A 26508-nucleotide genomic window follows, 5' to 3' on the forward strand; every position below is an offset into this window, starting at 1 on the left:
AAACGTCCGCGTGCGATCGGGCGCAGGGGCGCGCACGATGGAGGGGCGACACGAACAAGGGAGTACACGTGATCGACAAGACCTACGTCTCGGCGGCCGACGCGGTCGCCGACATCCCCGACGGCGCCTCGCTCGCCGTCGGCGGCTTCGGCCTCTCGGGAAACCCCATCGCCCTCATCGAGGCGTTGCTCGCCCAGGGCACGCGCGACCTCTCGATCGTCTCGAACAACTGCGGCGTCGACGACTGGGGTCTCGGGGTGCTGCTGAACGCCAAGCGCATCCGCAAGATGACCTCGTCGTACGTCGGCGAGAACAAGGAGTTCGAACGGCAGTTCCTCTCCGGTGAGCTCGAACTCGAACTCACCCCGCAGGGCACGCTCGCCGAGAAGCTGCGCGCCGGGGGAGCGGGCATCGCCGCCTTCTACACCCAGACGGGTGTCGGCACGCAGGTCGCCGAGGGCGGTCTGCCCCGACGTTACGACGGGCAGGGCGGGGTCGCCGCGGCATCCCCGCAGAAAGACGTGCGCACGTTCGCGCCCGGCGGCGCCGAGGGCGAGTACGTGCTAGAAGAGGCGATCGTCACCGACTACGCCCTCGTGCACGCGGCGCGCGGCGACGTGCACGGCAACCTCGTGTTCCACAAAGCAGCGCGCAACTTCAACCCGCTGGCCGCGATGGCCGGGCGCGTCTGCATCGCCCAGGTCGAAGAGCTCGTGCCCGCGGGCGCGCTCGACCCCGACAGCATCCACCTGCCCGGCATCTACGTGCACCGCATCGTCGAGGTCGGTACGGGCATCGAGAAGCGCATCGAGCGGCGCACCGTGTCGGTCGAGAGCGCCCTGACGAACTCCGACGGCACGCGCCGCAACATCCCCGAAGGAGCCTGACATGGCACTCACCCGCAACGAGATGGCCGCCCGCGCGGCCGCCGAGCTCGCCGACGGCTCGTACGTGAACCTCGGCATCGGTCTGCCGACGCTCGTCCCGAACTATGTGCCCGCCGGTGTCACGGTGGTGCTGCAGTCCGAGAACGGCATTCTCGGCGTCGGACCCTACCCGACCGAAGAGAACGTCGACCCCGACCTCATCAACGCAGGCAAAGAGACCGTCACGGTGCTGCCCGGCGCCGCGTTCTTCGACTCGGCGCTGAGCTTCGGCATGATCCGCGGCGGCAAGATCGATGCCGCGATCCTCGGCGCCATGCAGGTGTCGGCCACCGGCGACCTCGCCAACTGGATGATCCCCGGGAAGATGGTCAAGGGTCCGGGCGGGGCGATGGATCTCGTCCACGGCGCCGGGCGGGTCATCGTGCTCATGGAGCACGTCGCCCGCGACGGGTCGGCGAAGATCGTCGACGCGTGCTCGCTGCCCCTCACCGGGCGCGGCGTGGTCGATCGGATCATCACCGATCTCGCCGTCATCGATGTGACCGATGATGGACTCGTGCTCGTCGAGACCGCGCCGGGCGTCACCGTCGACGAGGTCGTTGCGGCCACCGAGCCCGCCCTCCGCATCGCCGACTCGCTGAAGGAGATCGCATGACCGACCGCACCGCACCCGACGACATCGTGATCGTCGCCGCCGCCCGCACGCCGCAGGGCCGCCTGAAGGGCGCGCTCGCCTCGTTCACCGCCCCGGAGCTCGGCGGTTTCGCGATCGCCGGTGCCCTCGCGCAGGGCGGCATCGACCCCGCCGAGGTCGACGCCGTCATCCTGGGCCAGGTGCTTCCGGCCGGCTCGGGGCAGAACCCGGCCCGCCAGGCCGCCCTCGCCGGCGGCCTCGGGTGGGACGTTCCCGCGTCGAGCGTCAACAAGGTGTGCCTGTCGGGCCTCACCGCGATCATCGACGCGAAGCGCATGATCGCCACCGGCGACGCTCGCGTCGTCGTCGCGGGCGGCATGGAGTCGATGACCCGCGCCCCGCACCTGCTGATGGGTTCGCGCGACGGCTGGTCGTACGGCTCCGTCGAGGTGCTCGACCACATGGCCTACGACGGGCTGACGGATGCCTATGACAAAGAATCCATGGGCGCCTCGACCGAACGGTTGAACCCCACCTTCCACATCACCCGCGAGGCGCAGGACCGCGTGGCGGCGCTGTCGCACCAGCGCGCCGCGGCGGCGCAGCGCGACGGTCTGTTCGACGCCGAGATCGTCACGGTCGAGGTGCCGCAGCGGAAGGGCGACCCACGGCTCGTGACCGCCGACGAGGGCATCCGGCCCGAGACGACGGAGGAAACGCTCGCGAACCTCCGGCCCGCGTTCGCCAAGGACGGCACGATCACCGCGGGGAACGCCTCGCAGATCTCCGACGGCGCGTCGGCGGTCGTGCTGACGACGCGCGCGCACGCCGACGAGCGCGCGTGGCCCGTGCTCGCGGTCGTCGGCGCCGCCGGTCAGGTCGCCGGCCCCGACAACTCGCTCCACGCACAGCCGGCGCGCGCGATCGCTCAAGCGCTCGAGCGGCAGGGCCTTCAGGCATCCGACCTCGACCTCGTCGAGATCAACGAGGCCTTCGGCGCGGTCATCGTGCACTCCCAGCACGAGCTCGGAATCTCAGAAGACGTCGTCAACGTGCACGGCGGCGGCATCGCACTCGGTCACCCGATCGGTGCGTCGGGAGGCCGCCTCGTCGTGCACGCCGTGCACGAGCTGGTGCGCCGCGGCGGCGGCACCGCTGCGGTGGGCCTGTGCGGCGGTGGTGGCCAGGGCGAGGCGCTCATCCTCAGCCGCTGACACGACGAGCCACGGGGCGCGGCAGGCGGCGGGGCGGCCGCCGCCGACGGCCTGCACGGCGCGATCGCCCGCGACGACTTCGGGCAGCCGGTCGGGTTCGTGCACCGGCTTCATCCACTACGAGCTCGCGCTCTGACGCCTGGCGCGCGGGCGCATCGGTACGATGGAGTCTCCACGAGTGCGGAGGATCCCATGTGCTACCCGGTGACGTGCGCGAACTGCGGCAAGACGACCTGGGCGGGCTGCGGCGAGCATGTCGACAGCGCCCTCGCGGGCGTCGCGGTCGCCGACCGCTGCACCTGCCGGCGCTGACGATCCGGGGGCTCCGGCTCAGCGGCGCAGACGCTTCTCGAGGAGTTTCTGCTCGTCGCCGTGGACCGGCGAGTCGGTCGGGATCAGCTTTCCCTGCGATGCCCGTCGCGCGTCGACGACCGATCCGATCGCGAGGGCGAGCGTGATGCCCCAGCTGAGCCAGGCGAGCGCCTGACGCCAGGTGAACGGCGCATCGTCACGCGCCGCGCGCAGCAGCGCCAGACCGCTGGTGATCGACGACAGCAGGCCCGACCCGAAGAAAATGCGCATACCTCCACGTTAGCCTGGAGACACGCCCGCCGAGAGGAGCCTCGTGCGCGAGGCCACCGCGGCCGGCGCCGGGAACAGCATCATGGACACCACTGCCCAGGCAGACTTCGTCGTCGTCTCCAACCGCCTTCCGGTCGATCGATCGGGAGATGACGACGGGTGGCGCCGCTCGCCCGGCGGGCTCGTCGCGGCACTCGAACCGATGATCCAGTCGACCGGCGGAGCGTGGGTCGGCTGGCCCGGTCAGCCGGGCATCGAGGTCGAACCGTTCGAGTTCGACGGCATGCGGCTCGCGCCGGTGGCGCTCTCGACCGACGATGTCGAGCTGTTCTACGAGGGTTTCTCGAACGACACCATCTGGCCGCTGTACCACGACGTGATCTCGCCGCCCGCCTACCACCGCGAGTGGTGGGACGCGTACGTGCGGGTGAACGAGCGGTTCGCTCGCGCGGCGGCGGCGGCCGCCGCGCCGGATGCCACGGTGTGGGTGCACGACTACCAGCTGCAGCTCGTGCCGCGTCTGCTGCGTGAGCTTCGCCCCGACGTCGTGATCGGGTACTTCCACCACATCCCGTTCCCCGCCTACGGCATCTACGCGCAGTTGCCGTGGCGCACGCAGGTGCTCGAGGGCCTGCTCGGCGCCGACGTGATCGGCTTTCAGCGGGTGGCCGACGCGGGCAACTTCGCCCGCGCGGTGCGGCGGCGGCTCGGCTTCGAGACGAAGGCCGGCTCGATCCGCGTGCCGACGGCGGACGGCGGCGTGCGCACCGCGATCGCGAAGGCGTATCCCATCTCGATCGACGCCGCGGCCTACGACGAGCTCGCCCGCCGGCCCGATGTGCAGGCCCGGGCGCGTGAGATCCGCGAGAGCCTCGGCGATCCGAAGACGGTGCTGTTCGGCGTCGACCGACTCGACTACACCAAGGGCATCGGGCACCGGCTGAAGGCCTATGGCGAATTGCTGCGGGAGCACCGCCTCGACGTCGAGGACGTCACCCTCGTGCAGGTGGCGAGCCCCAGCCGGGAGCGCGTCGCGGCCTACATGCAGCTGCGCGACGAGATCGAGCTCACGGTGGGACGCATCAACGGCGACCACGACACCGTGGGGCACACCGCGATCCGCTACCTGCACCACGCCTACCCGCGTGAGGAGATGGTGGCGCTCTACCTCGCGGCCGACGTCATGCTCGTGACGGCCCTGCGCGACGGCATGAACCTCGTCGCGAAGGAATACGTCGCGAGCCGTGTCGACGGGCTCGGCGTGCTGGTGCTGAGTGAGTTCACCGGCGCGGCCGACGAGCTCACCCAGGCCGTGCTCGTGAACCCGCACGACATCGACGGGCTGAAGGATGCCATCGTCACGGCGATCGACATGCCCGTCACCGAGCAGCGCCGCCGCATGCGGGCTCTCCGCCGCCGCGTCCGCGACCACGATGTGGCCGACTGGTCGCGGTCCTTCTTGCACGACCTCACGGCCGTCCGCGAAGCCCGCGACAGCGACGGCACGGATGGCACCGAGGACGCCGAGGGCACCGAGGACACGCGCGCATGAGCGACGACGAGGCTCTGGCCGCCCTCGCCCGCACGCCGCGCCTGCTCGTGGCCCTCGATTTCGACGGCACCCTTTCACCCCTGGTCGACGAACCGATGGCGGCGCGCATGCTTCCCGCCGCGCGCGACGCGGTCGCCGCCCTCGTGGCCGCGCCCGACACGACCGTCGCGCTCGTGTCGGGGCGGAGCCTGCCCGATCTGCGGGTGATCGCCGAGCACGACGACGACTCGCCGATCCTGCTCGTCGGCTCGCACGGCGCCGAGCACTGGGTGCCGGGTGCTGGCGAGCTCCCTCGCACCGACGACGCCGCGGCGCTCGCCCTGCGCGACCGGTTGCGGGCCGAGGCCGAAGATCTCGTCGCCGACGTACCGGGCGCCTGGATCGAACCGAAGACGTTCGGCTTCGCGGTGCCCACCCGCACGGTCGCGCCGAGCGACCGCGCCGGGGTGGAGGCATCCGTCGACGCCCTCGTCGCCGCGCGCGCGCCGCAGTGGCGCCGCCGCACGGGGCACCACATCGTCGAGTACGCGTTCCGCACCGAGGGCAAAGATGCGGGCGTCGCGTGGTTGCGCGAGCGCACGGGCGCGACCGGGGTGCTGTTCGCCGGCGACGACGTCACCGACGAAGACGCGCTCCGCGCGCTCCGGCCCGGTGACCTCGGCGTGCGGGTGGGCGCGGGCGAGACGGCGGCGAAGATTCGTGTCGATGACATCTCAGAGCTCGCGGCACTCCTTGTGCGTCTCGCGCACGAGCGCGTCGCGGCGCGGGAATAGACTGCGGGAATGCCCGAGAACGACCCGACCATCGACATCAAGCCCCGCAGCCGTGCCGTCACCGACGGCATCGAAGCGACGACGAGCCGCGGCATGCTCCGTGCCGTCGGCATGGGCGACGAAGACTGGGACAAACCCCAGATCGGCATCGCGTCCAGCTGGAACGAGATCACCCCCTGCAACCTCAGCCTCGACCGCCTGGCACAGGGCGCGAAAGAGGGCGTGCACGCGGGCGGCGGCTACCCGCTGCAGTTCGGCACGATCTCGGTGTCGGACGGGATCTCGATGGGCCACGAGGGCATGCACTTCTCGCTCGTGAGCCGCGAGGTCATCGCCGACTCGGTCGAGACGGTCGTCATGGCCGAGCGCCTCGACGGCACCGTGCTGCTCGCAGGCTGCGACAAGTCGATCCCGGGCATGCTCATGGCCTCTGCGCGTCTCGACCTGTCGAGCGTGTTCCTCTACGCCGGATCCATCGCGCCGGGATGGGTGAAGCTCTCCGACGGCACCGAGAAAGACGTCACGATCATCGACTCGTTCGAGGCCGTCGGCGCGTGCCTCGCGGGCAAGATGAGCCAGGAAGACCTCAAGCGCATCGAGTGCGCGATCGCGCCCGGTGAGGGCGCGTGCGGCGGCATGTACACCGCCAACACGATGGCGTCGGTCGCCGAAGCGCTCGGTCTGTCGCTGCCGGGTTCTGCCGCGCCGCCGTCGGCCGACCGCCGCCGCGACTACTTCGCGCACCGCTCCGGCGAGGCCGTGGTGAACCTGTTGCGCCAGGGCATCACGACCCGTGACATCCTGACGCCGGATGCCTTCGAGAACGCGATCGCGCTCGCGATGGCCCTGGGCGGCTCGACCAACGTGGTGCTGCACCTGCTCGCCATCGCCCGCGAAGCCGAGGTCGAGCTGTCGCTCAAGGACTTCAACCGCATCGGCGACAAGGTGCCGCACGTCGCCGACATGAAGCCGTTCGGCAAGTACGTCATGAACGACGTCGACCGGCACGGCGGCATCCCGGTCATCATGAAGGCGATGCTCGACGAAGGGCTGCTGCACGGCGACGCGCTCACCGTCACCGGGAAGACGCTCGCCGAGAACCTCGAAGAGCTGAACCCCGACCCGATCGACGGCACCGTCATCCACACGTTCGACAACCCGATCCACAAGACCGGCGGCCTCACGATCCTGCACGGGTCGCTCGCCCCCGAGGGAGCGGTCGTGAAGACCGCCGGGTTCGACGCATCGGTGTTCGAGGGCCCCGCCCGCGTGTTCGAGCGCGAGCGCGCCGCGATGGACGCGCTCGAGGCGGGCGCCATCGACGCGGGCGACGTCATCGTGATCCGCTACGAAGGTCCCAAGGGCGGCCCCGGCATGCGCGAGATGCTCGCGATCACCGCCGCCATCAAGGGCGCGGGGCTCGGAAAAGATGTACTACTGTTGACGGACGGACGATTCTCAGGCGGCACAACCGGCCTGTGCATCGGCCACATAGCACCCGAAGCGGTGGACGCTGGTCCCATCGCCTTCGTGCGCGATGGTGATCTGATACGGGTCGATATCGCGGCTCGCACACTCGACCTACTCGTCGACGAGGCAGAGCTGAGCTCCCGCCGTAACGGCTGGGAGCCCCTTCCCCCGCGCTATACCCGTGGCGTTCTGGCCAAATACTCGAAGCTCGTGCGCTCCGCTGCGGAGGGCGCGGTCACGGGTTAGGCCCGCTTCTCACGTCCGATCACGACTCGATCACCCGAGGTCTCACTCATGTCACTCGACACCGCTGCGGCCGTTCCTCGGCCGCCCGCCCGCGCTGCCTCCGCTCCCGTGCTCACGGGGGCCGAAGCCGTCGTCCGCTCGCTCGAGCTGCTGGGGGTGACCGACGTGTTCGGTCTGCCCGGCGGCGCGATCCTCCCCGTCTACGACCCGCTCATGGACTCGACGGCCCTGCGCCACATCCTCGTGCGCCACGAGCAGGGCGCCGGTCACGCCGCCGAGGGCTACGCCTCGGCATCCGGCAAGGTCGGCGTCGCGATCGCGACGTCGGGGCCGGGCGCGACGAACCTCGTCACGGCGATCGCCGACGCCTACATGGACTCGGTGCCGCTGCTGGCGATCACCGGCCAGGTCTTCTCGACCCTGATGGGCACGGATGCCTTCCAAGAGGCCGACATCGTCGGCATCACCATGCCGGTGACCAAGCATTCGTTCCTCGTGAAGGACGCCACCGAGATCCCCGGCGCGATCGCCGCGGCCTACGAGATCGCCTCGACCGGCCGCCCGGGCCCCGTGCTCGTCGACATCACGAAAGACGCGCAGCAGGCCGAGGTGCCCTTCATCTGGCCTCCGCGCTACGACCTGCCCGGCTACCGTCCCGTCACGAAGGCGCACGGCAAGCAGATCCAGGCCGCCGCGCAGCTGCTGGCTGGCGCCAAGAAACCGGTGCTGTACGTCGGCGGCGGCGTCGTGCGCGCGGGCGCCGCGGACGAGCTGCTCACCCTCGCCGAGACGACCGGCGCTCCCGTCGTCACGACGCTGATGGCCCGCGGCGCGTTCCCCGACTCGCACCCGCAGCACCTCGGTATGCCCGGCATGCACGGCACGGTGCCGGCGGTGCTCGCGCTGCAGGAGGCCGATCTGCTCGTGGCCCTCGGCGCGCGCTTCGACGACCGCGTGACCGGCAAGGCGGCGCTGTTCGCCCCGAACGCGCAGGTCGTGCACGTCGACATCGACCCGGCGGAGATCTCCAAGATCCGCACAGCCGACGTCCCGATCGTCGGCGACCTGAAGGAGGTGCTCGTCGACCTCGAGGCCGCCTACCGCGGCGCGGCGGAGGGCGCCGAGCCCGACACCGCCGAGTGGTGGTCGTACCTCGACGGCCTGCGCGACGAGTTCCCGCTCGGGTACACGCAGCCGAGCGACGGACTCATGTCGCCGCAGTACGTCATCTCGCGCATCGGCGAGCTCACCGGGCCCGAGGGCGTCTACGCCGCGGGCGTCGGTCAGCACCAGATGTGGGCGGCGCAGTTCATCAAGTACGAGCGTCCGAACGCGTGGCTGAACTCCGGCGGCGCCGGCACGATGGGCTACTCGGTGCCCGCCGCGATGGGCGCGAAGGTCGCCGAACCCGACCGCACCGTGTGGGCGATCGACGGCGACGGCTGCTTCCAGATGACCAACCAGGAACTCGCGACCTGCGTCATCAACAACATCCCGATCAAGGTCGCGATCATCAACAACTCGTCGCTCGGCATGGTGCGTCAGTGGCAGACGCTGTTCTACAACGGCCGCCACTCGAACACCGACCTGAACACCGGTCACGGCACGATCCGCATCCCCGATTTCGTCAAGCTCGCCGAGGCGTACGGATGCCTCGCGCTGCGCGTCGAGAAAGAGGAAGACGTCGACGCCGCGATCCGCACCGCCCTCGAGACGAACGACCGCCCCGTCGTGATCGACTTCGTCGTGTCGGCCGATGCGATGGTGTGGCCGATGGTGCCGCAGGGCGTCAGCAACAGCTACGTGCAATACGCGCGCGATCACGCGCCGACGTTCGATCAGGAGGCGTGAGCGATGACCAAACATGTTCTGAGCCTGCTCGTCGAAGACAAGCCGGGCCTGCTCACGCGCGTCGCGGGGCTGTTCGCACGCCGCGGCTTCAACATCGAGTCGCTCGCGGTGGGCGTCACCGAGGTGCCGGGTCTCTCCCGCATCACGGTCGTCGTCGACGTCGAGGGACTCCCTCTCGAGCAGGTGACCAAGCAGCTGAACAAGCTGGTCAACGTCATCAAGATCGTGGAGCTCGACTACGCGGCATCCGTGCAGCGCGAGCACATGCTCATCAAGGTGCGCGCCGACAACCAGACGCGGTCGAACGTGATCGAGGTCGTGAACCTCTTCCGCGCGTCGGTCGTCGACTACGCCACCGACGCGCTCGTCATCGAAGTGACCGGCGACCGCGGCAAAGTCGACGCCATCCTGCGCGCCCTCGAGCCCTTCGGCATCAAAGAGCTCGCCCAGTCCGGCATGGTCGCCATCGGCCGTGGCGGCAAGTCCATCACCGAACGCGTGCTGCGCGGCTGACCCACCCCGATACAAGGAGAAACACACCCATGGCTGAGATCTTCTACGACTCCGACGCCGACCTTTCCGTCATCCAGCAGAAGAAGGTCGCGATCGTCGGCTACGGCTCGCAGGGCCACGCCCACGCGCAGAACCTTCGCGACTCGGGCGTCGAGGTCGTCATCGCCCTGAAGGAGGGCTCGAAGTCGGCTCCGAAGGCCCAGGAGGACGGGTTCGAGGTGCTGTCGGTCGCCGACGCCACCCGCTGGGCCGACCTCATCATGATCCTCGCGCCCGACCAGCATCAGCGCGGCATCTACAACGACGAGATCAAGCCGAACCTCACGCCCGGCAAGACGCTCGCCTTCGCGCACGGCTTCAACATCCGCTTCGGCTACATCGACGCGCCCGAGGGCGTCGACGTCATCCTCGTTGCGCCGAAGGCCCCGGGCCACACGGTGCGTCGCGAGTTCGTCGCCGGCCGTGGCATCCCCGACATCATCGCGGTGGAGAAGGATGCCTCGGGCCACGCCTGGGAGACCGCGCTCGCCTACGCGAAGGCGATCGGCGGCACCCGTGCCGGCGTTATCAAGACGACCTTCACCGAGGAGACCGAGACCGACCTGTTCGGCGAGCAGGCGGTGCTCTGCGGCGGCGTGTCGCAGCTCGTGCAGTACGGCTTCGAGACCCTGACCGAGGCGGGCTACCAGCCACAGATCGCCTACTTCGAGGTGCTGCACGAGCTGAAGCTCATCGTCGACCTCATGTGGGAGGGCGGCATCGCCAAGCAACGCTGGTCGGTCTCCGACACCGCCGAGTACGGCGACTACGTGTCGGGCCCGCGCGTGATCGACGAGCACGTCAAGGAGAACATGCAGGGCGTGCTCGCCGACATCCAGTCGGGAGCGTTCGCCGAGCGGTTCATCGCCGATCAGGATGCCGGTGCGCCCGAGTTCCTCGCCCTGCGCGAGAAGGCCGCCGCCCACCCGATCGAGCAGGTCGGCAAGGAGCTGCGCGCCCTCTTTGCCTGGGAGCAGCAGGACGAGGGCTACACCGAAGGCTCCGCCGCGCGCTGACCCTCACCCCCAGACCCTCGGCACACCCGCCGAGTCTGTCGCTCATCGACCGGCGCCGTGCGCGCCGACCGAGACCGCCACGCGGCCCGGCCCTCCCACAAGGGGGCCGGGCCGTCGGCGTTCACGGACCGGGGCGTCAGGCCGTGTGCCGGTCTGCGTTCGGCCGTCTTCGCTAACGTGGAGCGCATGACCGTTGCGCTCGAGATCGCCGTCCAAGACCCCGCCGGAGCACGCGCCGCCGTCGCCGTTGGCGCCGATCGGCTCGAGCTGTGCCAAGCGCTCGGCGTCGGCGGTCTCACCCCGTCGATCGCGCTCATCGAGGCCGCGGTCGCCGCGGTGGGCGGTGACCGGGTAAACGTGCTGGTGCGCCCGCGCGGCGGCGGCTTCGTCTACGACGGCGACGAGATCGACCTCGTCGCAGCCGACATCGCGGCGGCGGTCGCTGCCGGCGCCGGGGGAGTGGTCGTCGGGGCGCTGACCCCGACTGGGCAGGCCGACCTCGCCGCGGTCGCCCGGTGGCGCGACGCCGCCGGGACGGCGACCCTCGTCTTCCACCGTGCGATCGACGCCACGCCCGACCCCCTCGCCGTACTGGCACAGCTCCGCGGCGCCGGCGTCGACCGCGTGCTCACCTCGGGCGGGGCCGTGCGCTCCATCGACGGGCTCGACACGCTCGCCGCGATGGTCGCCGAGCGCGGCGCCGTCGAGATCATGGCGGGAGGCGGCATCCGCACGGAAGACATCCCCGCGATCGTCGGGACGGGCGTGCAGGCGGTGCACCTGTCGGCGCGCGGGCAGGCAGGCCTCGACGCACCGTCGGGCCCGGGCGGCGGCACGGCCGGGCACGACGTCACCGACGCGGCGCTCGTCGTCGCGGCGCTGGCCGAGACGCGCGGCTGATCCGCCGCTACGCTGAACCTCGTGAACACCGGACGCGACGAAGACGCCCTGCGCTGGGACGGTGACGACGATCCGACGCTCGATGTCGGAACGCGCACCTCGGGCGCCGACCCGACGCCCGACGCGACCGGGCACGACGGCGCGTCGGCGGAGGACGCTCCGCCGCTCGCCCTGCCCGACGGCTTCACGGCGGTCGGAAAGGACAGCGACACGGTCGGCCACATCGAGGCCGACGGCACCGTCGTCATGCCGGGCGACAAAGCGCCGCTGTCGAGCCCGATGCTCATCACCCTCGGCATCCTCGCCGGCGTCTACCTGCTCTTCACGATCGGCTGGATCGTCGGCGGGCTGCGACTGCAGGGCACCGCGCAGTTCCTCGTGAGCCCCGTCGGCTACCAGGTCGCGCTGTGGCTCGCGGTGGCCGCTCCCGCCCTGTGGTTCGTGACGGCCTACGCGCTCACCCGCGCGTCGAAGAGCTGGGTGCGGATCGTGTGGCTGCTGGCCGGGCTCGTCGTGCTCGTCCCGTGGCCGTTCATCATGGTGGGCGCGGTCGGGACGGTGGCGCGATGAACGCGCGTGCGGCGCGGGGCGCCGAGAAGACGCAGCAGAAGACGGCAGACGGGGCGGCGAGCACCCGGAAGCCCCGCATCATGCCGACGTGGGCGATCGTCACGATCTCGGTGATCTTCGGCCTGTTCTACGCCTACTTCGTCTGGAACGCGATCGACTTCCTCATCACGCAGGCCACCGGAACGCTCTCGCTCAACGGCTACGGCTGGTTCGTGCTGCTGTTCGCCGTCGTGTTCCCCCTCATCGCGTTCGGCATCGCGTTCGCGATCGGCTGGCGACGGGTGTGGTGGGAATTCAGCCTCGTGCTCCTGAGCGGTCTCGGCGTGGTCGCGGTGTTCTGGCTCGACGTGCTGGCCTACAGCGCGACCAACGGCGCCTCGATGCTCGGCTGAGCACCCGCGTCACACGGTCATCGGGCCCTCTCGCGGGCCGCTAGGCTGGGCGTGTCTCGCCCCCGATGGCGTGCGGCGAGCGGTCCCACCCGTGCGCATCCGCGCGAAAGCACCGAAGGTCAGCCGCCGTGTCTCAGCCCGTCGTCCTCATCGCCGAAGAACTCTCTCCCGCCACGATCGACGCCCTCGGGCCGGATTTCGACATCCGCACCGTCGACGGCGCCGACCGCTCGGCGCTCCTCGCCGCGATCGGCGATGCCGACGCGATCCTCATCCGCTCGGCGACGAAGGTGGATGCCGAAGCCATCGCCGCGGCATCCAACCTCAAAGTCGTCGCGCGCGCCGGCGTCGGCCTCGACAACGTCGACATCAAGGCCGCGACCGCCGCGGGCGTCATGGTTGTCAACGCCCCCACCTCGAACATCATCTCGGCCGCCGAACTCACGGTCGGCCACATCCTCTCGCTCGCACGGCACATCCCCGCCGCGCACGCGTCACTGGCCGCCGGGGCCTGGAAGCGCAGCTCGTTCACGGGCACCGAGCTGTTCGAGAAGACGATCGGCATTGTCGGCCTCGGCCGCATCGGAGCGCTCATCGCGGCGCGGCTGCAGGGCTTCGGCGTCACGGTCGTCGCCTACGACCCCTACGTCACGCCCGCCCGCGCGCAGCAGCTCGGCGTCACGCTGCTGCCGCTCGATGACCTGCTCGCGCAGAGCGATTTCGTCACGATCCACATGCCCAAGACGCCCGAGACGACCGGCATGATCGGCGCCGAGCAGTTCCGCATCATGAAGCCGACCGCGTACGTCGTGAACGTCGCGCGCGGCGGCCTGATCGACGAGGAGGCGCTCTACACCGCCCTCACGACCGGCGAGATCGCCGGCGCGGGCCTCGACGTGTTCACGTCGGAGCCGCCGAAGGCGGACGGCACCGCGTTCCCGCTGCTGTCGCTGCCGAACGTCGTCGTCACGCCGCACCTCGGGGCGTCGACCGACGAGGCGCAGGAGAAGGCCGGCATCTCGGTCGCCCGCTCGGTCAAGCTCGCGCTCGAAGGCGACCTCGTGCCCGACGCGGTCAACGTCGCCGGCGGCGTGATCGACCCGTTCGTGCGCCCCGGCATCGCGCTCGTCGAGCAGCTCGGCCAGGTGTTCTCGGGGCTCGCCGCGAGCGCGCTGACGAGCCTCGACATCGAGGTGCGCGGAGAGCTCGCCGCCTACGACGTCAGCGTCTACCGGTTGGCCGCACTCAAAGGCATCCTGTCGAAGATCGTCAGCGAGAACGTCTCGTACGTCAACGCGCCGCTGTTCGCCGAGCAGCGCGGCATCGAGACCCGCCTTATCGTCGAGGCCGAGAGCCCGCTGTACCGCAATATCACGATCCTGCGTGGCACCCTCTCGGACGGCTCGGTGCTGACGGTCGCCGGTACCCTCGCGGGCACCCGCATGGTGCCGAAGATCGTCGCGATCAACGGGTACGAGATCGAGGTGCCGATCGAGCAGCACCACATCGTGATGCGTTACGCCGACCGCCCCGGCATCGTCGCGATCTACGGTCAGAAGCTCGGCGAGGCCGGCATCAACATCGCGGGGCTCTTCGTCGCGCAGCCGGATGCCTCGGGCCGCGCGCTCTCGGTGCTCACGGTCTCTTCGCCGGTGCCCGAGCAGATCCTCGAAGACATGCGCGAGGCCGTGGGCGCCGACCTCTTCCGCCAGATCGAGATCACCGAGTCCTGACCCCCGCGCCCTCCCTCCCTCTCACCTTCTTCCGCGAGCCGCTACGAACTGGTCGAGCCGCTACGTTTCGGCCCGCCGGATCGTAGCGGCTCGGCCGAAACGTAGCGGCTCGCGAAAGAGGGAGGGGGAGAAGCGAGGGGCGGGGTCAGCGGGTGGCGCGCTCGACGAGGGCGACGAGCGCGTCGAGGCCGGCGCCGCGGGGGACGGGGCCTGCGGCGGCCGCAGCCGTGAGGGCGTTGTTGTAGTACAGGCCGTCGCTCACGAGCAGCACCAGGTCGAGCGCCGCCGCGTCGCGCACGTGCGGGCGCAACGCCTCGGCCCATCTGGCCCGCACGACGCGGAGGGTCTCGGTCGCCTCGGCGCTGCCGCGCTGCGCCAGTCGCGACGTCGCGATCAGGGCGCGGTCGAGCGCGTCGTCGTCCATCACCGAGGTGCGCAGAAAGAATGCGACCGGTCCCTCGGGTGAACTCGCCATCTCGGCGAGATCGGCGTCGACCAGGGTGACCAGCCTCTCGAGCAGGGCGTGCTCGAGCGCGTCTTTCGAGGCGAAGTGATAGAGCAGACCTCCCTTCGAGACCCCCGCGGCGCGCGCCGTGGCATCCATCGTCGCGGCGCGCTCACCGTCGTCGACGAGCAACTGCTCGAACGCGTCGAGCACGCTCTCGCGTGCACGGGGTGGTCGAGACATGCAGCGATCCTCTCTCGCGTTCGGCCGATTCTGATACTATACCGGCTGGACGGTATAGAAACGAACCGCCCGCAGAGACGATGGAGCACGGAAAGTGACGTTGACAGAAGAGATCACCTTGGCAGACGCACGCGGAAAGCGCGTGGGCTGGCGCGGCTGGGCGGCGCTCGCGGTGCTCATGCTGCCCGTGCTGCTCGTCTCGGTCGACAACACCGTGCTGAGCTTCGCCCTGCCCGACATCTCGCTCGCTTTGGGCCCCTCGAGCGCCCAGCAGCTCTGGATCATCGACGCCTACCCGCTCGTCCTCGCGGGCCTGCTCGTCACGATGGGCACGCTCGGTGACCGCTTCGGCCGGCGGCGCATGCTGCTGATCGGCGCGACCGGCTTCGCCGCGATCTCGGTGCTCGCCGCCTTCGCCCCGTCGGCGGGCTGGCTCATCGCCGCCCGCGCCGGCATGGGCGTGTTCGGCGCGATGCTCATGCCCTCGACCCTGTCGCTGCTGCGGTCGGTCTTCACCGACCGCGACCAGCGCCGCCTCGCGATCGCCGTCTGGGCGACGATGTTCTCGGCGGGCGCCGCCCTCGGCCCGATCGTCGGCGGACTGCTGCTCGAGCACTTTTCGTGGGGCGCGGTGTTCCTCATGTCGGTGCCCGTGCTGCTGCCGCTGCTCATCCTCGCGCCGCTCGTCGTGCCCGAGAGCCGCGACCCGCACCCGGGCCGCATCGACCCGGTCAGCATCGCGCTGTCGATGCTGACGATGGTGCCGATCGTCTACGCGATCAAAGAGGTCGCCGTGCACGGGTTCGGCCCCCTCCCGGTCGTGCTCTTCGTCGCCGGCATCGGGTTCGGCGTCGCGTTCGTGCGGCGCCAGCTCGCCTCGCGCACCCCCATGCTCGACATGCGCCTGTTCTCGCGCGGCACCTTCAGCGGCGCGCTGCTCGTGAACCTCCTGAGCGTGCTGTCGCTCGTCGGATTCCTCTACTTCGTCGCGCAGCACCTGCAGCTGATCGTGGGCCTGTCGCCGATGGATGCCGGTTTCGCGCTCGTTCCCGGCATGATCGCGATGATCGTCGCCGGCCTCGTGGTCGTGCCGATCGCCCGCCGGGTCTCGCCGCGCATCGTCGTGCCCGCTGCGCTGATGTTCTCGATCGTCGCCTACCTGCTCGTGCCCGGTGCGGTCGGCGACGGCGCGCTCGTGCTGCTCATCGCGGCGTTCACGCTGCTCGGCATCGGCATCGGCGCGGCCGAGACGGTCTCGAACGACCTCATCCTCTCGAGCGCCCCGCCCGAGAAGGCGGGCGCGGCCAGCGCCGTGTCGGAGACCGCGTACGAGGTGGGCGCCGTGCTCGGCACGGCGGTGCTCGGTGGCATCCTCACCGCCGTCTACCGCACGGGCATCGTGCTGCCGAGCGGCATCACGGGAGCGGCCGCCGATGCGGCCCGCGAGACTCTCGCGGGCGCCATGCGCGTCGCCGACACGCTCGACGCCGCTACCGGCGACGCCCTGCGGCTCGCGGCGGCGCACGCGTTCGACGCGGGCGTCACGATCACGGCGCTGATCGGCGCGGCCCTCGTGTCGATCGCGGCGATCATCGCGGCCACTACGCTGAAAGGGTCCCGCACCGCGCCCGTCGAGCACTGAGCGTCAGCGCCGCGCGCGCGGTCTCGTCTCTACCCGCAGGAGCCCCATGTCGCGCGTCATCACTCTGGCCGTCATCCCCGGCGACGGCATCGGCCCCGAGGTCGTCGCCGAAGCCGAGAAGGTCCTCGACGCCGCGACCCGGGGCTCCGACGTCGAGATCGAGAAGGTGCGCTTCTCGCTCGGCGCCGCGCGCTACCTCGAGACCGGCGACACCCTCACGGACGACGATCTCGCCGCCATTGCGGCGACCGACGCGATCCTGCTCGGCGCCGTGGGCGGCGTTCCCGGTGACCCGCGGTTGAAAGACGCGAACATCGAGCGCGGCCTGCTGCTGAAGCTGCGCTTCGCGCTGGACCACTACGTCAACCTCCGCCCGTCGAAGCTCTACCCGGGCGCCGCGGGCCCCCTCGCCGACCCCGGTGAGATCGACTTCGTGGTCGTGCGCGAAGGCACCGAGGGCCCCTACGTCGGCAACGGCGGGTCGATCCGCACCGGCACCCCGCACGAGGTCGCCAACGAGACGTCGGTCAACACGGCCTACGGCATCGAGCGGGTGGTGCGCTATGCGTTCGACCTCGCCGAACGCCGTCGCGGCAAGCTGACCCTCGTGCACAAGACGAACGTGCTCGTGCACGCCGGCGGCATGTGGAAACGGATCGTGGATGCCGTGGCGCTCGAACACCCGAACGTGGTCGTAGACTATGCGCACGTCGATGCGGCCACCATCTATCTGGTCACGAACCCGGGCCGATTCGACGTGATCGTCACCGACAACCTCTTCGGCGACATTCTCACCGACCTGGCCGGCGCCGTCACCGGAGGCATCGGCCTCGCCGCATCGGGGAACATCAACCCCGACGGCGCGTTCCCCTCGATGTTCGAGCCCGTGCACGGCTCGGCGCCCGACATCGCGGGCCAGCAGCTGGCCGACCCCACGGCTGCGATCCTCTCGGTCGCCCTCCTGCTCGATCACCTCGGGCTGCGGGCCGAGGCCGAGCGCGTGACCCGTGCCGTCGAGAACGACATCGCGACCCGGGGCACCGCCCCCCGCACGACCGCCGAGGTCGGCGACGCCATCGCCCGAGCCCTCGAGGCGTAGCCTCGACACAGGCATCCGACACCCGAGAACTCACCGAACACCAGGGAACACCATGAGCCTCACCTCCGCACCCGAATCCGGACTCGCCCCGCTCGAGTTCGCCGTCTCGAGAAACCTCCACACCAAGAGCGACGCCGAGCGCGCGGAACTCCTCGTCGACCCGCAGTTCGGCACGACGTTCACCGACCACATGATCGACGTCTGCTGGTCGGTGGGCGGCGGCTGGCACCGTCCCCGCGTGCAGCCCTACGGCCCGCTCGCCCTCGACCCGGCCGCCGCGGTGCTGCACTACGGCCAGGAGATCTTCGAGGGCATCAAGGCCTACCGGCACGCCGACGGCTCGATCTGGACCTTCCGCCCCGACGCGAACGGCCGGCGCCTCCAGCGCAGCGCCCGGCGCCTGGCCCTGCCCGAGCTGCCGGTGGAGTACTTCATCCAGTCGCTGCGCGAACTGATCGCCGTCGACGGTGCGTGGGTGCCGAGCGGCGCCGACCAGAGCCTGTACTTCCGCCCGTTCATGTTCGCCAAAGAGGCGTTCCTGGGCGTGCGTCCCGCCAACAAGGTCGGCTACTACGTCATCGCCTCGCCGGTCGGCGCGTACTTCAAGGGCGGCGCGAAGCCCGTCTCGATCTGGCTCAGCGAGCAGTACGCGCGCGCCGGCAAGGGCGGCACGGGAGCGGCCAAGACGGGCGGAAACTACGCCGCGAGCCTGCTGCCGCAGGCCGAGGCGTACGAGCAGGGCTGCGACCAGGTCGTGTTCCTCGATCAGGACCGTAACGTCGAAGAACTCGGCGGCATGAACATCGTCTTCGTCTACAAAGACGGCACGCTCGTCACGCCGCAGTCGCCGTCGATCCTCGAGGGCATCACGCGCGACTCGATCCTGCAGCTCGCCGTCGACCGCGGGCACAAGGTCGAAGGCCGGTCGGTCTCGATCGACGAGTGGCGCGAGGGCGTGGCATCCGGCGACATCGTCGAGGTGTTCGCGTGCGGCACCGCCGCGGTCGTCGCACCGATCGGCGTGCTCAAGGGCACCGACTTCATCGACGAGCAGCCCCTCGGCGAACTCGCGCTGTCGCTGCGCGAAGAGCTCACCGACATCCAGTACGGCCGCCGCGAAGACACGCACGGCTGGCTCGTGCGCCTGGACGGCTGACATGCGGATCGCGCGGTTCAGCCACGACGACGCCATCCGGTTCGGCATCGTCGACGGCACCGACCTCGTCGTGCTCGCCGGCGACCCGCTGTTCGCCGGGTTCGAGACGACGGGGGAGCGGGTGCCGCTCGGCGAAGTGGCCCTGCTCGCCCCCGTCATTCCGCGCTCGAAGGTGATCGGCATCGCGCGCAACTACCGCGACCACGCCGCCGAGCTCGGCAACGAGGTGCCCGCCGAGCCGATGATGTTCCTGAAGCCGAACACGTCGGTGATCGGCCCAGGCGACGCGATCGTGCGCCCGACCCAATCGGAGCGCACCGACTACGAGGGCGAGCTCGCCGCCGTGATCGGTCGCGTCGCGAAGAATGTGTCGGTCGAGGATGCCTTGGACTACGTCTTCGGCTACACGATCGGCAACGACGTGACCGCGCGCGACCTGCAGAAGACCGACGGGCAGTGGGCGCGTGCGAAGGGCTTCGACACGTTCTGCCCCCTCGGTCCCGCCATCGAGACCGAGTTCACACCGTCCGGCGACGTGCGGATCGTCACGCGCGTGAACGGCGAGGTGCGCCAAGACGGCACCCTCGGTGAGATGGTGCACTCGGTCGCCGAGTTCATCTCGTACGCCTCGCACGCGTTCACGCTGCTGCCGGGAGACGTCATCCTCGCCGGCACGCCGGCCGGCGTCGGGCCGTTCGTCGCGGGAGACATCGTCGAGGTGGAGATCACGGGGCTCGGGGTCCTCCGTAACCCGGTCCGCGACGCCGGATGATGCCCGCGGCCTCGCCGGTCACCGGCGAAGCCGCCGAGATCGCCCGCGTCCAGCGGCGCACGGTGCGCGTGCTGGCCGCCGGTCAGGTGCTCGGCGGCATCGCGTTCGGTGCGACGGTGTCTCTCGGCGCGCTGCTGGCGGCGGACCTGTCGGGTCAGGAGGCGCTGTCGGGCCTCGCCACGGCCTCCGTCACGCTCGGCGCGTCACTGTGCGCGATCCCGCTCGCCCGTCTCGCCGCCCGGCGCGGCCGGCGCGTCGCGCTCACGCTCGGCAACCTGTTCGCCCTCGTCGGCATCGCGGTGGTCATCACGGCCGCGTCGCTGCGGCTGTTCCCCCTGCTGATCGTCGGGGTCCTCCTGATCGGTGCGGGCAACGCCGGCAATCTGCAGTCGCGGTTCGCCGCGACCGACCTCGCCGACACCGGTCGTCGCGGGCGCGACCTCGGCACGGTGGTCTGGGCGACGACGGTCGGCGCCGTCGCCGGGCCGCTCCTGCTCACCCCCGGTGAGGCCGTCGGAGAGCTCCTCGGCATGCCGCCGCTGACCGGTTCGTACGCATTCTCGATCGTCGCGCAGATCGCCGCGTTCGTGCTGTACCTCACTGCGCTCCGGCCCGATCCGCTCCTCACGGCGCAGCGGCTCGCGCAGAGCGGTGAGGCACGCCGCGAGCACATCGTCGAGACCGACCGGCCCGTCGCGGCGCGCTACGCGATCTTCGCCGTCGCAGGGTCGCACGTGGTCATGGCCTCCGTCATGGCGATGACGCCGATCCACCTCGCGCACCTCGCGCCCGATCACGTGACGCTCGTGGTCGGCACGACGATCGCGCTGCACGTCTTCGGGATGTACGGGCTCTCGCCGGTCTTCGGCGTGCTCGCCGACCGCGTCGGACGGATCGCGACGATCATGCTCGGCCAGGCGCTGCTCGCCGCGTCGCTCGTGCTCGCGGCCGTCGCACCGGACGAGCAGGTCGCGGTCGTCGTCGCGCTGTTCCTGCTCGGGGCGGGATGGAGCGCCGCGACCGTCGCGGGCGCGGCATTGCTCACCGAGAGCACGATCACGGCGCTCCGCCCGCGGCGCCAGGGCATCAGCGACACCGTCATGACCTTCAGCGCGGCGGTCGGAGCGGTGCTGGCTGGGCTCGTGCTCGCGTGGATCGGCTACGGCGGGCTCGCGCTCGTCGCTCTCGTCATCGTCGTCGCGGTGACGGCGCTCGCCCCGTACGCCCGGCGCGGTTGACCCTGCCGGCACCGGGCGGGCCCGGGGTCAGCACTGCGCGCTCAAAACCGGGTCTCGATGAGCCCGACGATCAGCGGGTCGGCGTCGTCGAGATCCGCGACCACGGGGAGGAGCCGCCCCTTGTCGAACATCGTGCACGGGTGCGACCGACCGAGCAGCACCCGGTCACCGAGGGCGACGGGGACGGCCGGGTCGGTGCGCAGGAAGGCGTGCTGGTCGTTGACCGCGTCGATCCGCGCGTCGGTGGTCGACGTGCCGAGCGGATGCCTCGTGCCGTCGGCGTCGAGGCGGGCGAGCGGCACCGGCTGGTCGAGGTCGTACGGCACGTCGCGCTTACCGGCGTCGAGCGGGGCGAGGCCCGGCTCAGGCGTCGAGACCACTCGTGCGATCGCGCGGGCCGCGGGCCGGAGGCCCGCGCCGTCGAAGGGCGACTCCGACCGGTAGTAACCCTCGTCGTGGATGAGCGACGCGCCGGAGCGGATCACGAAGCGGCCGGGGAGGCGCGCCGCCGCCTCGGCCAGCACGTCGGCGACGACATCGGGGAAGGCGCTGCCGCCGGCGGTGACGATCGCTGCGGCCGGATCGTCGTACCGGGGAAGCAGCGTCTCGTGCAGGGCGACGAGATCGGCGACGAACGCCCCCGCATCGTGCAGCGCGTCGCCCGACCGGCCGTGCGCGACCGCTCCCTCGTACCCGGCGACGCCGGCGAACGCCGTGGCATCCACGCCCGCCGCCCAGGCGGGGAGCGCCTTGTCGTCGGCGCGGAGCATGCGGTCTGCGGGCACCTGCCGCCAGGTCATGCTCAGCCCTGGGCGTGGGAGCCCGGAGCGGCGGGGAGCTGCGCGACGACGTCGATCTCGACGAGGATGTCGGCGAGGCGCGAGCCGACCGTGGTCCGCACCGGGTAGGGCGCGGTGAAGAACTCGGCGTAGGCGCGGTTGTACTCGGCGAAGTCGCGGTCGAGGTGTTCGAGGTGGGCGGTCACCTTGACGACGTCGTCCATCGTCGCGCCGCTCGTGGCGAGCACCTTCTGGATGTTGCGGAGCACCTGCTGCGTCTGCTCGTAGACGCCGCCCGCGACGACCTCGCCGGTGGCCGGGTCTTGCGGACCGAAGCCCGCCGTGAACAGGAAACCGCCCGCCACGACGCCGTGACTGTAGGGACCGGCGGGAACGGGGGCGTTCGGGATGGTGACGGCGGTGCGGGTCATGGGGGTCTCCTTCGTGAGGGTCGGGGTGGGAGGGGAACGATCAGGGGCGTGCGGAACCGGTGCGGCGCGCCGCGGAGCCCGGAGTCGCGCCGGTGAGTTCGCCGCCGGCGAGCACGGGCACGCCCGCGACCACGACGTCGTCGATGCCGATGGCGAGCGCGGTGGGCTGCGCATAGGTGGCGCGGTAGGCGACCGTGTCGGGGTCGTGCAGGCCGTAGCGCTCGGCGGGCAGTCCGGCGAGGCGGCGGACCGCCTGGGCCCAGCCGAACGCCCCGACCTCGCGCGTGTACGTGCCGAGCAGGCGCGCGAAAGTGCCCCAGCCACGCGGGTGCGGGGCGTCGCCGATGTAGATGCCGTCGGATCCGCCCGTGTAGGCGGAGTGCGAGAAGAGGCGCGCGAGGTTCGAGGTGAGCCGTTCGTCACGAACCGCCATCACCGCGCTCACCTCGAGGGCGTTCTCGGTCAGCAGATCGAGTGCCGCGTCGACCACGTCGACACCGCGCCGCGCCGCTTCGGCTCGAAGCGAGAGCCCTGCCGCGTGCGGGGCTCTGGGCGCGTGGGCGATCACGACCATGTCGGGCCACCCCGGCCCGAGGCTCGGCTTGTCGGCGATCAGCGGGAACCAGTCGGCACGTAGGCGTGCTCGCTCCGCCGGATCGCCGAGCAGCGCGACCGCCTCGGCGACGCTCCGGGCGCTGTACTCGGGCGGCAGCAGCGCCATCGCGACGAGCGTGCAGCCGCGCGTGTACGGGTACATGTCGAAACTCACGTCGACGCCGCGGGCCGCGAGGTCGTCGATGAGACGGATGCCGTCAGCGGCATCCACGTGATAGTGCGAGATGTGCGCGCGCACGCCGCTCATCCGGACGATCTCCGCCACCTCGGCGAGGCCCGCCGCCGCGGCGGTCTCGTACCCGCCGCGCATGTGGGTGACGTAGAGACCGCTTGCCGCGGTGACGGGTGTGCACAGCGCGGCGAGCTCACGCGCCTCGGCGAAGATACCCGGCACGTAGTCGAGCCCCGTCGACAGCCCGAGCGCCCCGTCGGCGAGGCCGGTTTCGACCAGCCGCGTCATGTCGGCCAGCTGGCAGACGGTCGGCGGCGAGGCATCCATGCCCATCACGGCATGTCTCACGGTTCCTGCCGGAACGAGATAGCCGGCACCGAGCGGGGTGGTTCCGTCGTAGGTGGCGAGCAGGTCGGCGACCGACCCGCCTGTGAAGGTCGGGTGGGGTCCGTTGATCGCGGCGAAGTAGCGCGAGGCCCAGGCGCCGTCGCCGGGGGCGTACGAGACGCCGTCCTGCCCGCCGATGACGGTCGTCACCCCCTGCCGCAGCAGCGCCCGCTGCGCGTCGGGTCGGAACACCGCCCCGTCGGCGTGCGCGTGCGCGTCGATGAAGCCCGGAACGACAGCCGGTCGTCGGCGTCGAGCACCCGATCGCCCGCCGCGCTGTCGAGGGCGTCGCCGATCTCGGCGATCACCCCGTCGACGATCAGCACGTCGGCCCGGTGGGGCTCGGCGCCCGCACCGTCGACGACGCCGCCGCGGACGAGCAGTCGATCTGCGCTCACGGGGGTCCTGTCCTTCGGGGGTCCTTCGATTCTATCGATCGCCGCATGCCGGCCTGTCGATCGCCCCATGCCGGCCGCGCGTGGCAGAGAGGGCTCTGGGGGCGCGTGTCGATAGGCTCGACGCGTGAGCCACACCCCGCTGGAAGCCCTGCCTCTGGAGATCTTGCGCCGCCGGTCGAGCACCAAGTGGCGTACCTACCCCGACGACGTGCTGCCGATGTTCGTGGCCGAGACCGACTTTCCGCTCGCGCCGGCGATCACCGCCGTGCTCGCCGAGGCGGTGGCCATCGGCGACACCGGCTACACGCCGCCCGACCCCGGCATCGGCCGCGCGTTCGCGGGCTTCGCCGAGCGCCGGTTCGGCTGGAGCGTCGACCCCGCGCGCATCCGCTGGACGGCCGACGTCATGATGGGCGTCGTCGAACTGCTTCGCGCGACGACGAGCCCCGGCGACCGCGTGGTCTCGACCCCTCCGGTGTACCCGCCGTTCGCGATCTGCATCGAAGAAGCCGGATGCCTCGTCGAGCCGGTTCCGCTGCGTGAGCCCTCGGCCGATCACGACGGCTGGCGGCTCGATCTGCCCGGCATCGAGCGGGCGCTGGCGCAGGGAGCGCGCGCGGTGCTGCTGTGCAACCCGCACAACCCGACCGGCACGGTGCACTCCGCCGCCGATCTCGCCGAGCTCGCCGAGATCGCCGCGCGGCACGGGGCCGTCGTGATCAGCGACGAGATCCACGGTCCGCTCGTGCGCGACGGCGTCACCTACACCCCGTTCCTCGCCGCTTCTGCGACGGCGAGAGGGATCGGCTTCGCCGTCACGAGCGCCTCGAAGGCGTACAACCTGGCGGGCCTGAAGTGCGCGCTGATCGTGACCGCCGATGACCGCACGACCGCGGTTGTGCGGGGTTTGAGCCCCGAGGTCGAGTGGCGCACGGGTCTGTTCGGCGCGATGGCCGCCGTCGCCGCGTTCGACGCCGTCTCGGACGACTGGCTCGACGCCGAACGGGCCGCCCTCGCGCGCAACCGCACGCTGCTCACCGAGCTGCTGGCCGCGCATCTGCCGCTCGCGCGGTACCGCGAGCCCGACGCCGGCTACCTCGCGTGGATCGATGTCTCGGCCTACGGCTGGGGAGACGACCCGGCACCGTATCTGCGCCGCGCGGCGAAGGTGGCTCTCCACCACGGGCCGGAGTTCGGTCCGCAGGGCGCGGGCCACGTGCGGCTGAACTTCGGCTGCGGTCCCGACGTGCTCACCGAGGCGATCACCCGGATCGGGGCGGTGGCCGCGGCGGCGACGTCGCCCCAGCCGTGAGCGAGACCGCACCGCGCGCGGACGATCACGACCCCGAACGGATGCCGGGCGCCGGGGACGACCGGGGCGGCATCTGGCATCCGCGCTACTTCTGGGTGACCGTCGGCGCCGTCGCGATGATCTTCCTCGCCGCGACGCAGGCGCTCGCGGTGACGACCGTCATGCCGCTCGTGAGCGCCGATCTCGGCGGAGATGCGCTCTACGCCGTCGCGTTCTCGGGCACGCTCGCCACGAGCGTCATCGGCATGGTCGCGGTGGGTGCCTGGTGCGATCGGCGTGACCCGGTGCTGCCGCTCGCGACCTCTGTGGCGCTGTTCGTGGCGGGCCTCGTGATCGCGGGTCTCGCGCCGTCGATGGAGGTGCTCGTGCTCGGGCGGTTGCTGCAGGGGCTCGGCACCGGTGGGCAGACGGTGGCGCTCTACGTCGTCGTCGCGCGCGTGTATCCGGCGCACCTGCACGGCCGCGTGTTCGCCGCGTTCTCGGCGGCGTGGGTCATCCCCTCGATCGTGGGACCGTTCCTCGCCGGGTTCGTCGCGGAGCAGCTGCACTGGCGCTGGGTGTTCCTGGGGGTCGCCGTGCTGACGCTGGTGGCGTTCACCGTCGTGTACCTGAGCCTGCACGACCTGCCGTTGCGGGTCGAAGACCCGTCGCGCGCGCCCGTCGCACGCCGTCTGGCGCTTGCGACCGTCGTCGCCGCGGGCGCCCTCGCGCTCAGCCTCGCGGGTGAGGCGGGCCCGTGGACGGGGGTCGTCGTCGCGGTCGCCCTCGTCGCGATCGCCCTCGCGATCCGGCCGCTCCTGCCCGCCGGAACGCTGCGCGTGCGGCGCGGACTGCCGAGCGTCGTGCTCATGCGCGCGCTGATCGCAGGAGCCCTCTTCGGCGCCGAGATCTACGTGCCGTACCTGCTCATCGACGACTACGGGTTCTCGGCGACCGCCGCGGGCCTCGGGCTCACTTCGGCGGCGCTGCTGTGGGCGGCGGGTGCCGAGGTGCAGGGCCGTTTCGGCGATCGTCTCGGCAACGCGCGCATCACCCTGTTCGGTGTCACGCTGCTGCTCGCGGCGACGCTCATCGCGGCGGCGACCGCCGCGTGGCACCTGCCGGCCTGGACGATCATCGCCGGGTGGTCGCTCGCGGGCGCCGGCATGGGCCTCATGTACCCGCGGCTGACCGTGCTGACCCTCGCGTACTCGACGCCGCAGAACCAGGGCTTCAACTCGTCGGCGCTGTCGATCTCGGACTCGATCGGCGCGTCGGCCGCGATCGCCGTCATGGGGCTGACGTTCGTGGCGTTGCGTGCGACGGATGCCTCGTTCCCCGCCGTCTTCGCGATCGCCGCCGCCCTCGCCGTGCTCGCCGTCGTACCGGGCCTGCGGATGACCGTCAGCAGCCGAGGCGCACGCGCCGCGGCCTAGCCGGCGCGCGTGCCGCGGACCGAGGACCGCTC

Annotated in this window: 26 protein-coding genes; 20 read left to right on the top strand and 6 right to left on the bottom strand. The window is 71.1% G+C overall.

The genetic code is table 11. The annotated features are described in order from the left end of the window. Positions 1 to 68 precede the first annotated feature (68 nt). The 3 genes from G3N18_RS01530 to G3N18_RS01540 are packed head-to-tail and all read left to right on the top strand — an operon-like array spanning position 69 to position 2735. Positions 69 to 887 (top strand): 3-oxoacid CoA-transferase subunit A, encoded by an 819-nt coding sequence (locus G3N18_RS01530; RefSeq protein WP_196382553.1) that lies wholly within the window; start codon positions 69 to 71, stop codon positions 885 to 887. A 1-nt stretch (position 888) separates the two neighbouring features. Next, a complete protein-coding gene (locus tag G3N18_RS01535) occupies positions 889 to 1542 on the top strand; it encodes a 3-oxoacid CoA-transferase subunit B (RefSeq protein WP_196382554.1) in 654 nt (217 codons plus the stop codon). Then, the gene (locus G3N18_RS01540; protein ID WP_196382555.1) at positions 1539 to 2735 is read left to right on the top strand and encodes an acetyl-CoA C-acetyltransferase; all 1197 of its coding nucleotides are present in this window, start codon (positions 1539 to 1541) and stop codon (positions 2733 to 2735) included. The genes G3N18_RS01535 and G3N18_RS01540 overlap by 4 nt, the downstream gene beginning before the upstream one ends. A gap of 330 nt (positions 2736 to 3065) precedes the next feature. On the opposite strand, the gene G3N18_RS01545 is transcribed toward G3N18_RS01540, so the two are convergent. Then, the gene (locus G3N18_RS01545) at positions 3066 to 3317 is read right to left on the bottom strand and encodes a hypothetical protein (protein ID WP_196382556.1); all 252 of its coding nucleotides are present in this window, start codon (positions 3315 to 3317) and stop codon (positions 3066 to 3068) included. An 82-nt stretch (positions 3318 to 3399) separates the two neighbouring features. On the opposite strand from G3N18_RS01545, the gene G3N18_RS01550 reads away from it, so the two are divergent. The 10 genes from G3N18_RS01550 (at position 3400) to serA (ending at position 14372) form a co-directional block, all read left to right on the top strand. Continuing rightward, positions 3400 to 4869, top strand: coding sequence for an alpha,alpha-trehalose-phosphate synthase (UDP-forming) (locus tag G3N18_RS01550; RefSeq protein ID WP_196382599.1), 1470 nt, complete (start codon positions 3400 to 3402; stop codon positions 4867 to 4869). After that, a complete protein-coding gene (gene otsB / locus G3N18_RS01555; RefSeq protein WP_196382557.1) occupies positions 4866 to 5642 on the top strand; it encodes a trehalose-phosphatase in 777 nt (258 codons plus the stop codon). The genes G3N18_RS01550 and otsB overlap by 4 nt, the downstream gene beginning before the upstream one ends. 9 nt (positions 5643 to 5651) lie before the next feature. Further along, a complete protein-coding gene (ilvD, locus tag G3N18_RS01560) occupies positions 5652 to 7358 on the top strand; it encodes a dihydroxy-acid dehydratase (RefSeq protein WP_196382558.1) in 1707 nt (568 codons plus the stop codon). 48 nt (positions 7359 to 7406) lie between these two features. Beyond that, complete coding sequence (locus tag G3N18_RS01565) at positions 7407 to 9209, top strand: acetolactate synthase large subunit (protein WP_196382559.1); 1803 nt, start codon at positions 7407 to 7409, stop codon at positions 9207 to 9209. A gap of 3 nt (positions 9210 to 9212) precedes the next feature. Beyond that, on the top strand, positions 9213 to 9722 hold the full coding sequence (gene ilvN, locus G3N18_RS01570; protein WP_196382560.1) for an acetolactate synthase small subunit: 510 nt from the start codon (positions 9213 to 9215) through the stop codon (positions 9720 to 9722). A gap of 29 nt (positions 9723 to 9751) precedes the next feature. Beyond that, complete coding sequence (gene ilvC / locus G3N18_RS01575) at positions 9752 to 10777, top strand: ketol-acid reductoisomerase (RefSeq protein WP_196382561.1); 1026 nt, start codon at positions 9752 to 9754, stop codon at positions 10775 to 10777. A 186-nt stretch (positions 10778 to 10963) separates the two neighbouring features. Next, entirely contained in the window at positions 10964 to 11677 is a 714-nt protein-coding gene (locus G3N18_RS01580) for a copper homeostasis protein CutC (RefSeq protein ID WP_196382562.1), read from the top strand. A gap of 21 nt (positions 11678 to 11698) precedes the next feature. Next, a complete protein-coding gene (locus tag G3N18_RS01585) occupies positions 11699 to 12247 on the top strand; it encodes a DNA polymerase III subunit gamma/tau (protein ID WP_196382563.1) in 549 nt (182 codons plus the stop codon). Further along, a complete protein-coding gene (locus tag G3N18_RS01590) occupies positions 12244 to 12639 on the top strand; it encodes a bacitracin resistance protein (RefSeq protein WP_230403728.1) in 396 nt (131 codons plus the stop codon). The genes G3N18_RS01585 and G3N18_RS01590 overlap by 4 nt, the downstream gene beginning before the upstream one ends. A 128-nt stretch (positions 12640 to 12767) precedes the next feature. Further along, the gene (gene serA, locus G3N18_RS01595; RefSeq protein ID WP_196382564.1) at positions 12768 to 14372 is read left to right on the top strand and encodes a phosphoglycerate dehydrogenase; all 1605 of its coding nucleotides are present in this window, start codon (positions 12768 to 12770) and stop codon (positions 14370 to 14372) included. Positions 14373 to 14517: 145 nt separating this feature from the next. On the opposite strand, the gene G3N18_RS01600 is transcribed toward serA, so the two are convergent. Then, positions 14518 to 15060: a TetR/AcrR family transcriptional regulator gene (locus G3N18_RS01600; protein WP_196382565.1), complete on the bottom strand. Its 543-nt coding sequence runs from the start codon at positions 15058 to 15060 to the stop codon at positions 14518 to 14520. 94 nt (positions 15061 to 15154) lie between these two features. Between G3N18_RS01600 and G3N18_RS01605 the strand changes: the two genes are divergently transcribed. Genes G3N18_RS01605 through G3N18_RS01625 form a run of 5 tightly spaced genes read left to right on the top strand, consistent with a single transcriptional unit; the run spans position 15155 to position 20967 of the window. Next, positions 15155 to 16702 (top strand): MFS transporter, encoded by a 1548-nt coding sequence (locus G3N18_RS01605; protein ID WP_196382566.1) that lies wholly within the window; start codon positions 15155 to 15157, stop codon positions 16700 to 16702. A 46-nt stretch (positions 16703 to 16748) separates the two neighbouring features. After that, on the top strand, positions 16749 to 17801 hold the full coding sequence (locus G3N18_RS01610) for a 3-isopropylmalate dehydrogenase (protein WP_196382567.1): 1053 nt from the start codon (positions 16749 to 16751) through the stop codon (positions 17799 to 17801). Between the two features lie 52 nt (positions 17802 to 17853). Beyond that, complete coding sequence (locus tag G3N18_RS01615) at positions 17854 to 18957, top strand: branched-chain amino acid aminotransferase (protein ID WP_196382568.1); 1104 nt, start codon at positions 17854 to 17856, stop codon at positions 18955 to 18957. A gap of 1 nt (position 18958) precedes the next feature. Next, entirely contained in the window at positions 18959 to 19729 is a 771-nt protein-coding gene (locus G3N18_RS01620) for a fumarylacetoacetate hydrolase family protein (RefSeq protein WP_196382569.1), read from the top strand. Then, a complete protein-coding gene (locus G3N18_RS01625; protein ID WP_420827073.1) occupies positions 19726 to 20967 on the top strand; it encodes an MFS transporter in 1242 nt (413 codons plus the stop codon). Before G3N18_RS01620 ends, G3N18_RS01625 begins: the two co-directional genes overlap by 4 nt. A gap of 41 nt (positions 20968 to 21008) precedes the next feature. On the opposite strand, the gene G3N18_RS01630 is transcribed toward G3N18_RS01625, so the two are convergent. Genes G3N18_RS01630 through G3N18_RS15965 form a run of 4 tightly spaced genes read right to left on the bottom strand, consistent with a single transcriptional unit; the run spans position 21009 to position 23749 of the window. Beyond that, the gene (locus G3N18_RS01630; RefSeq protein WP_196382571.1) at positions 21009 to 21767 is read right to left on the bottom strand and encodes a type III PLP-dependent enzyme domain-containing protein; all 759 of its coding nucleotides are present in this window, start codon (positions 21765 to 21767) and stop codon (positions 21009 to 21011) included. Positions 21768 to 21769: 2 nt separating this feature from the next. After that, positions 21770 to 22177, bottom strand: a complete 408-nt coding sequence (locus tag G3N18_RS01635) for a RidA family protein (protein ID WP_196382572.1) — start codon at positions 22175 to 22177, stop codon at positions 21770 to 21772. A gap of 40 nt (positions 22178 to 22217) precedes the next feature. Continuing rightward, positions 22218 to 23543: an N-acyl-D-amino-acid deacylase family protein gene (locus tag G3N18_RS01640; protein WP_338038146.1), complete on the bottom strand. Its 1326-nt coding sequence runs from the start codon at positions 23541 to 23543 to the stop codon at positions 22218 to 22220. Further along, a complete protein-coding gene (locus G3N18_RS15965; protein ID WP_230403730.1) occupies positions 23498 to 23749 on the bottom strand; it encodes a hypothetical protein in 252 nt (83 codons plus the stop codon). The genes G3N18_RS01640 and G3N18_RS15965 overlap by 46 nt, the downstream gene beginning before the upstream one ends. A 124-nt stretch (positions 23750 to 23873) precedes the next feature. On the opposite strand from G3N18_RS15965, the gene G3N18_RS01645 reads away from it, so the two are divergent. After that, on the top strand, positions 23874 to 25061 hold the full coding sequence (locus G3N18_RS01645; protein ID WP_196382573.1) for an aminotransferase class I/II-fold pyridoxal phosphate-dependent enzyme: 1188 nt from the start codon (positions 23874 to 23876) through the stop codon (positions 25059 to 25061). Continuing rightward, positions 25058 to 26476 (top strand): MFS transporter, encoded by a 1419-nt coding sequence (locus G3N18_RS01650; protein WP_338038147.1) that lies wholly within the window; start codon positions 25058 to 25060, stop codon positions 26474 to 26476. Before G3N18_RS01645 ends, G3N18_RS01650 begins: the two co-directional genes overlap by 4 nt. Positions 26477 to 26508 lie beyond the last annotated feature (32 nt).

This window comes from Microbacterium paulum (genome assembly GCF_015707995.1).
Lineage (GTDB): Bacteria > Actinomycetota > Actinomycetes > Actinomycetales > Microbacteriaceae > Microbacterium > Microbacterium paulum.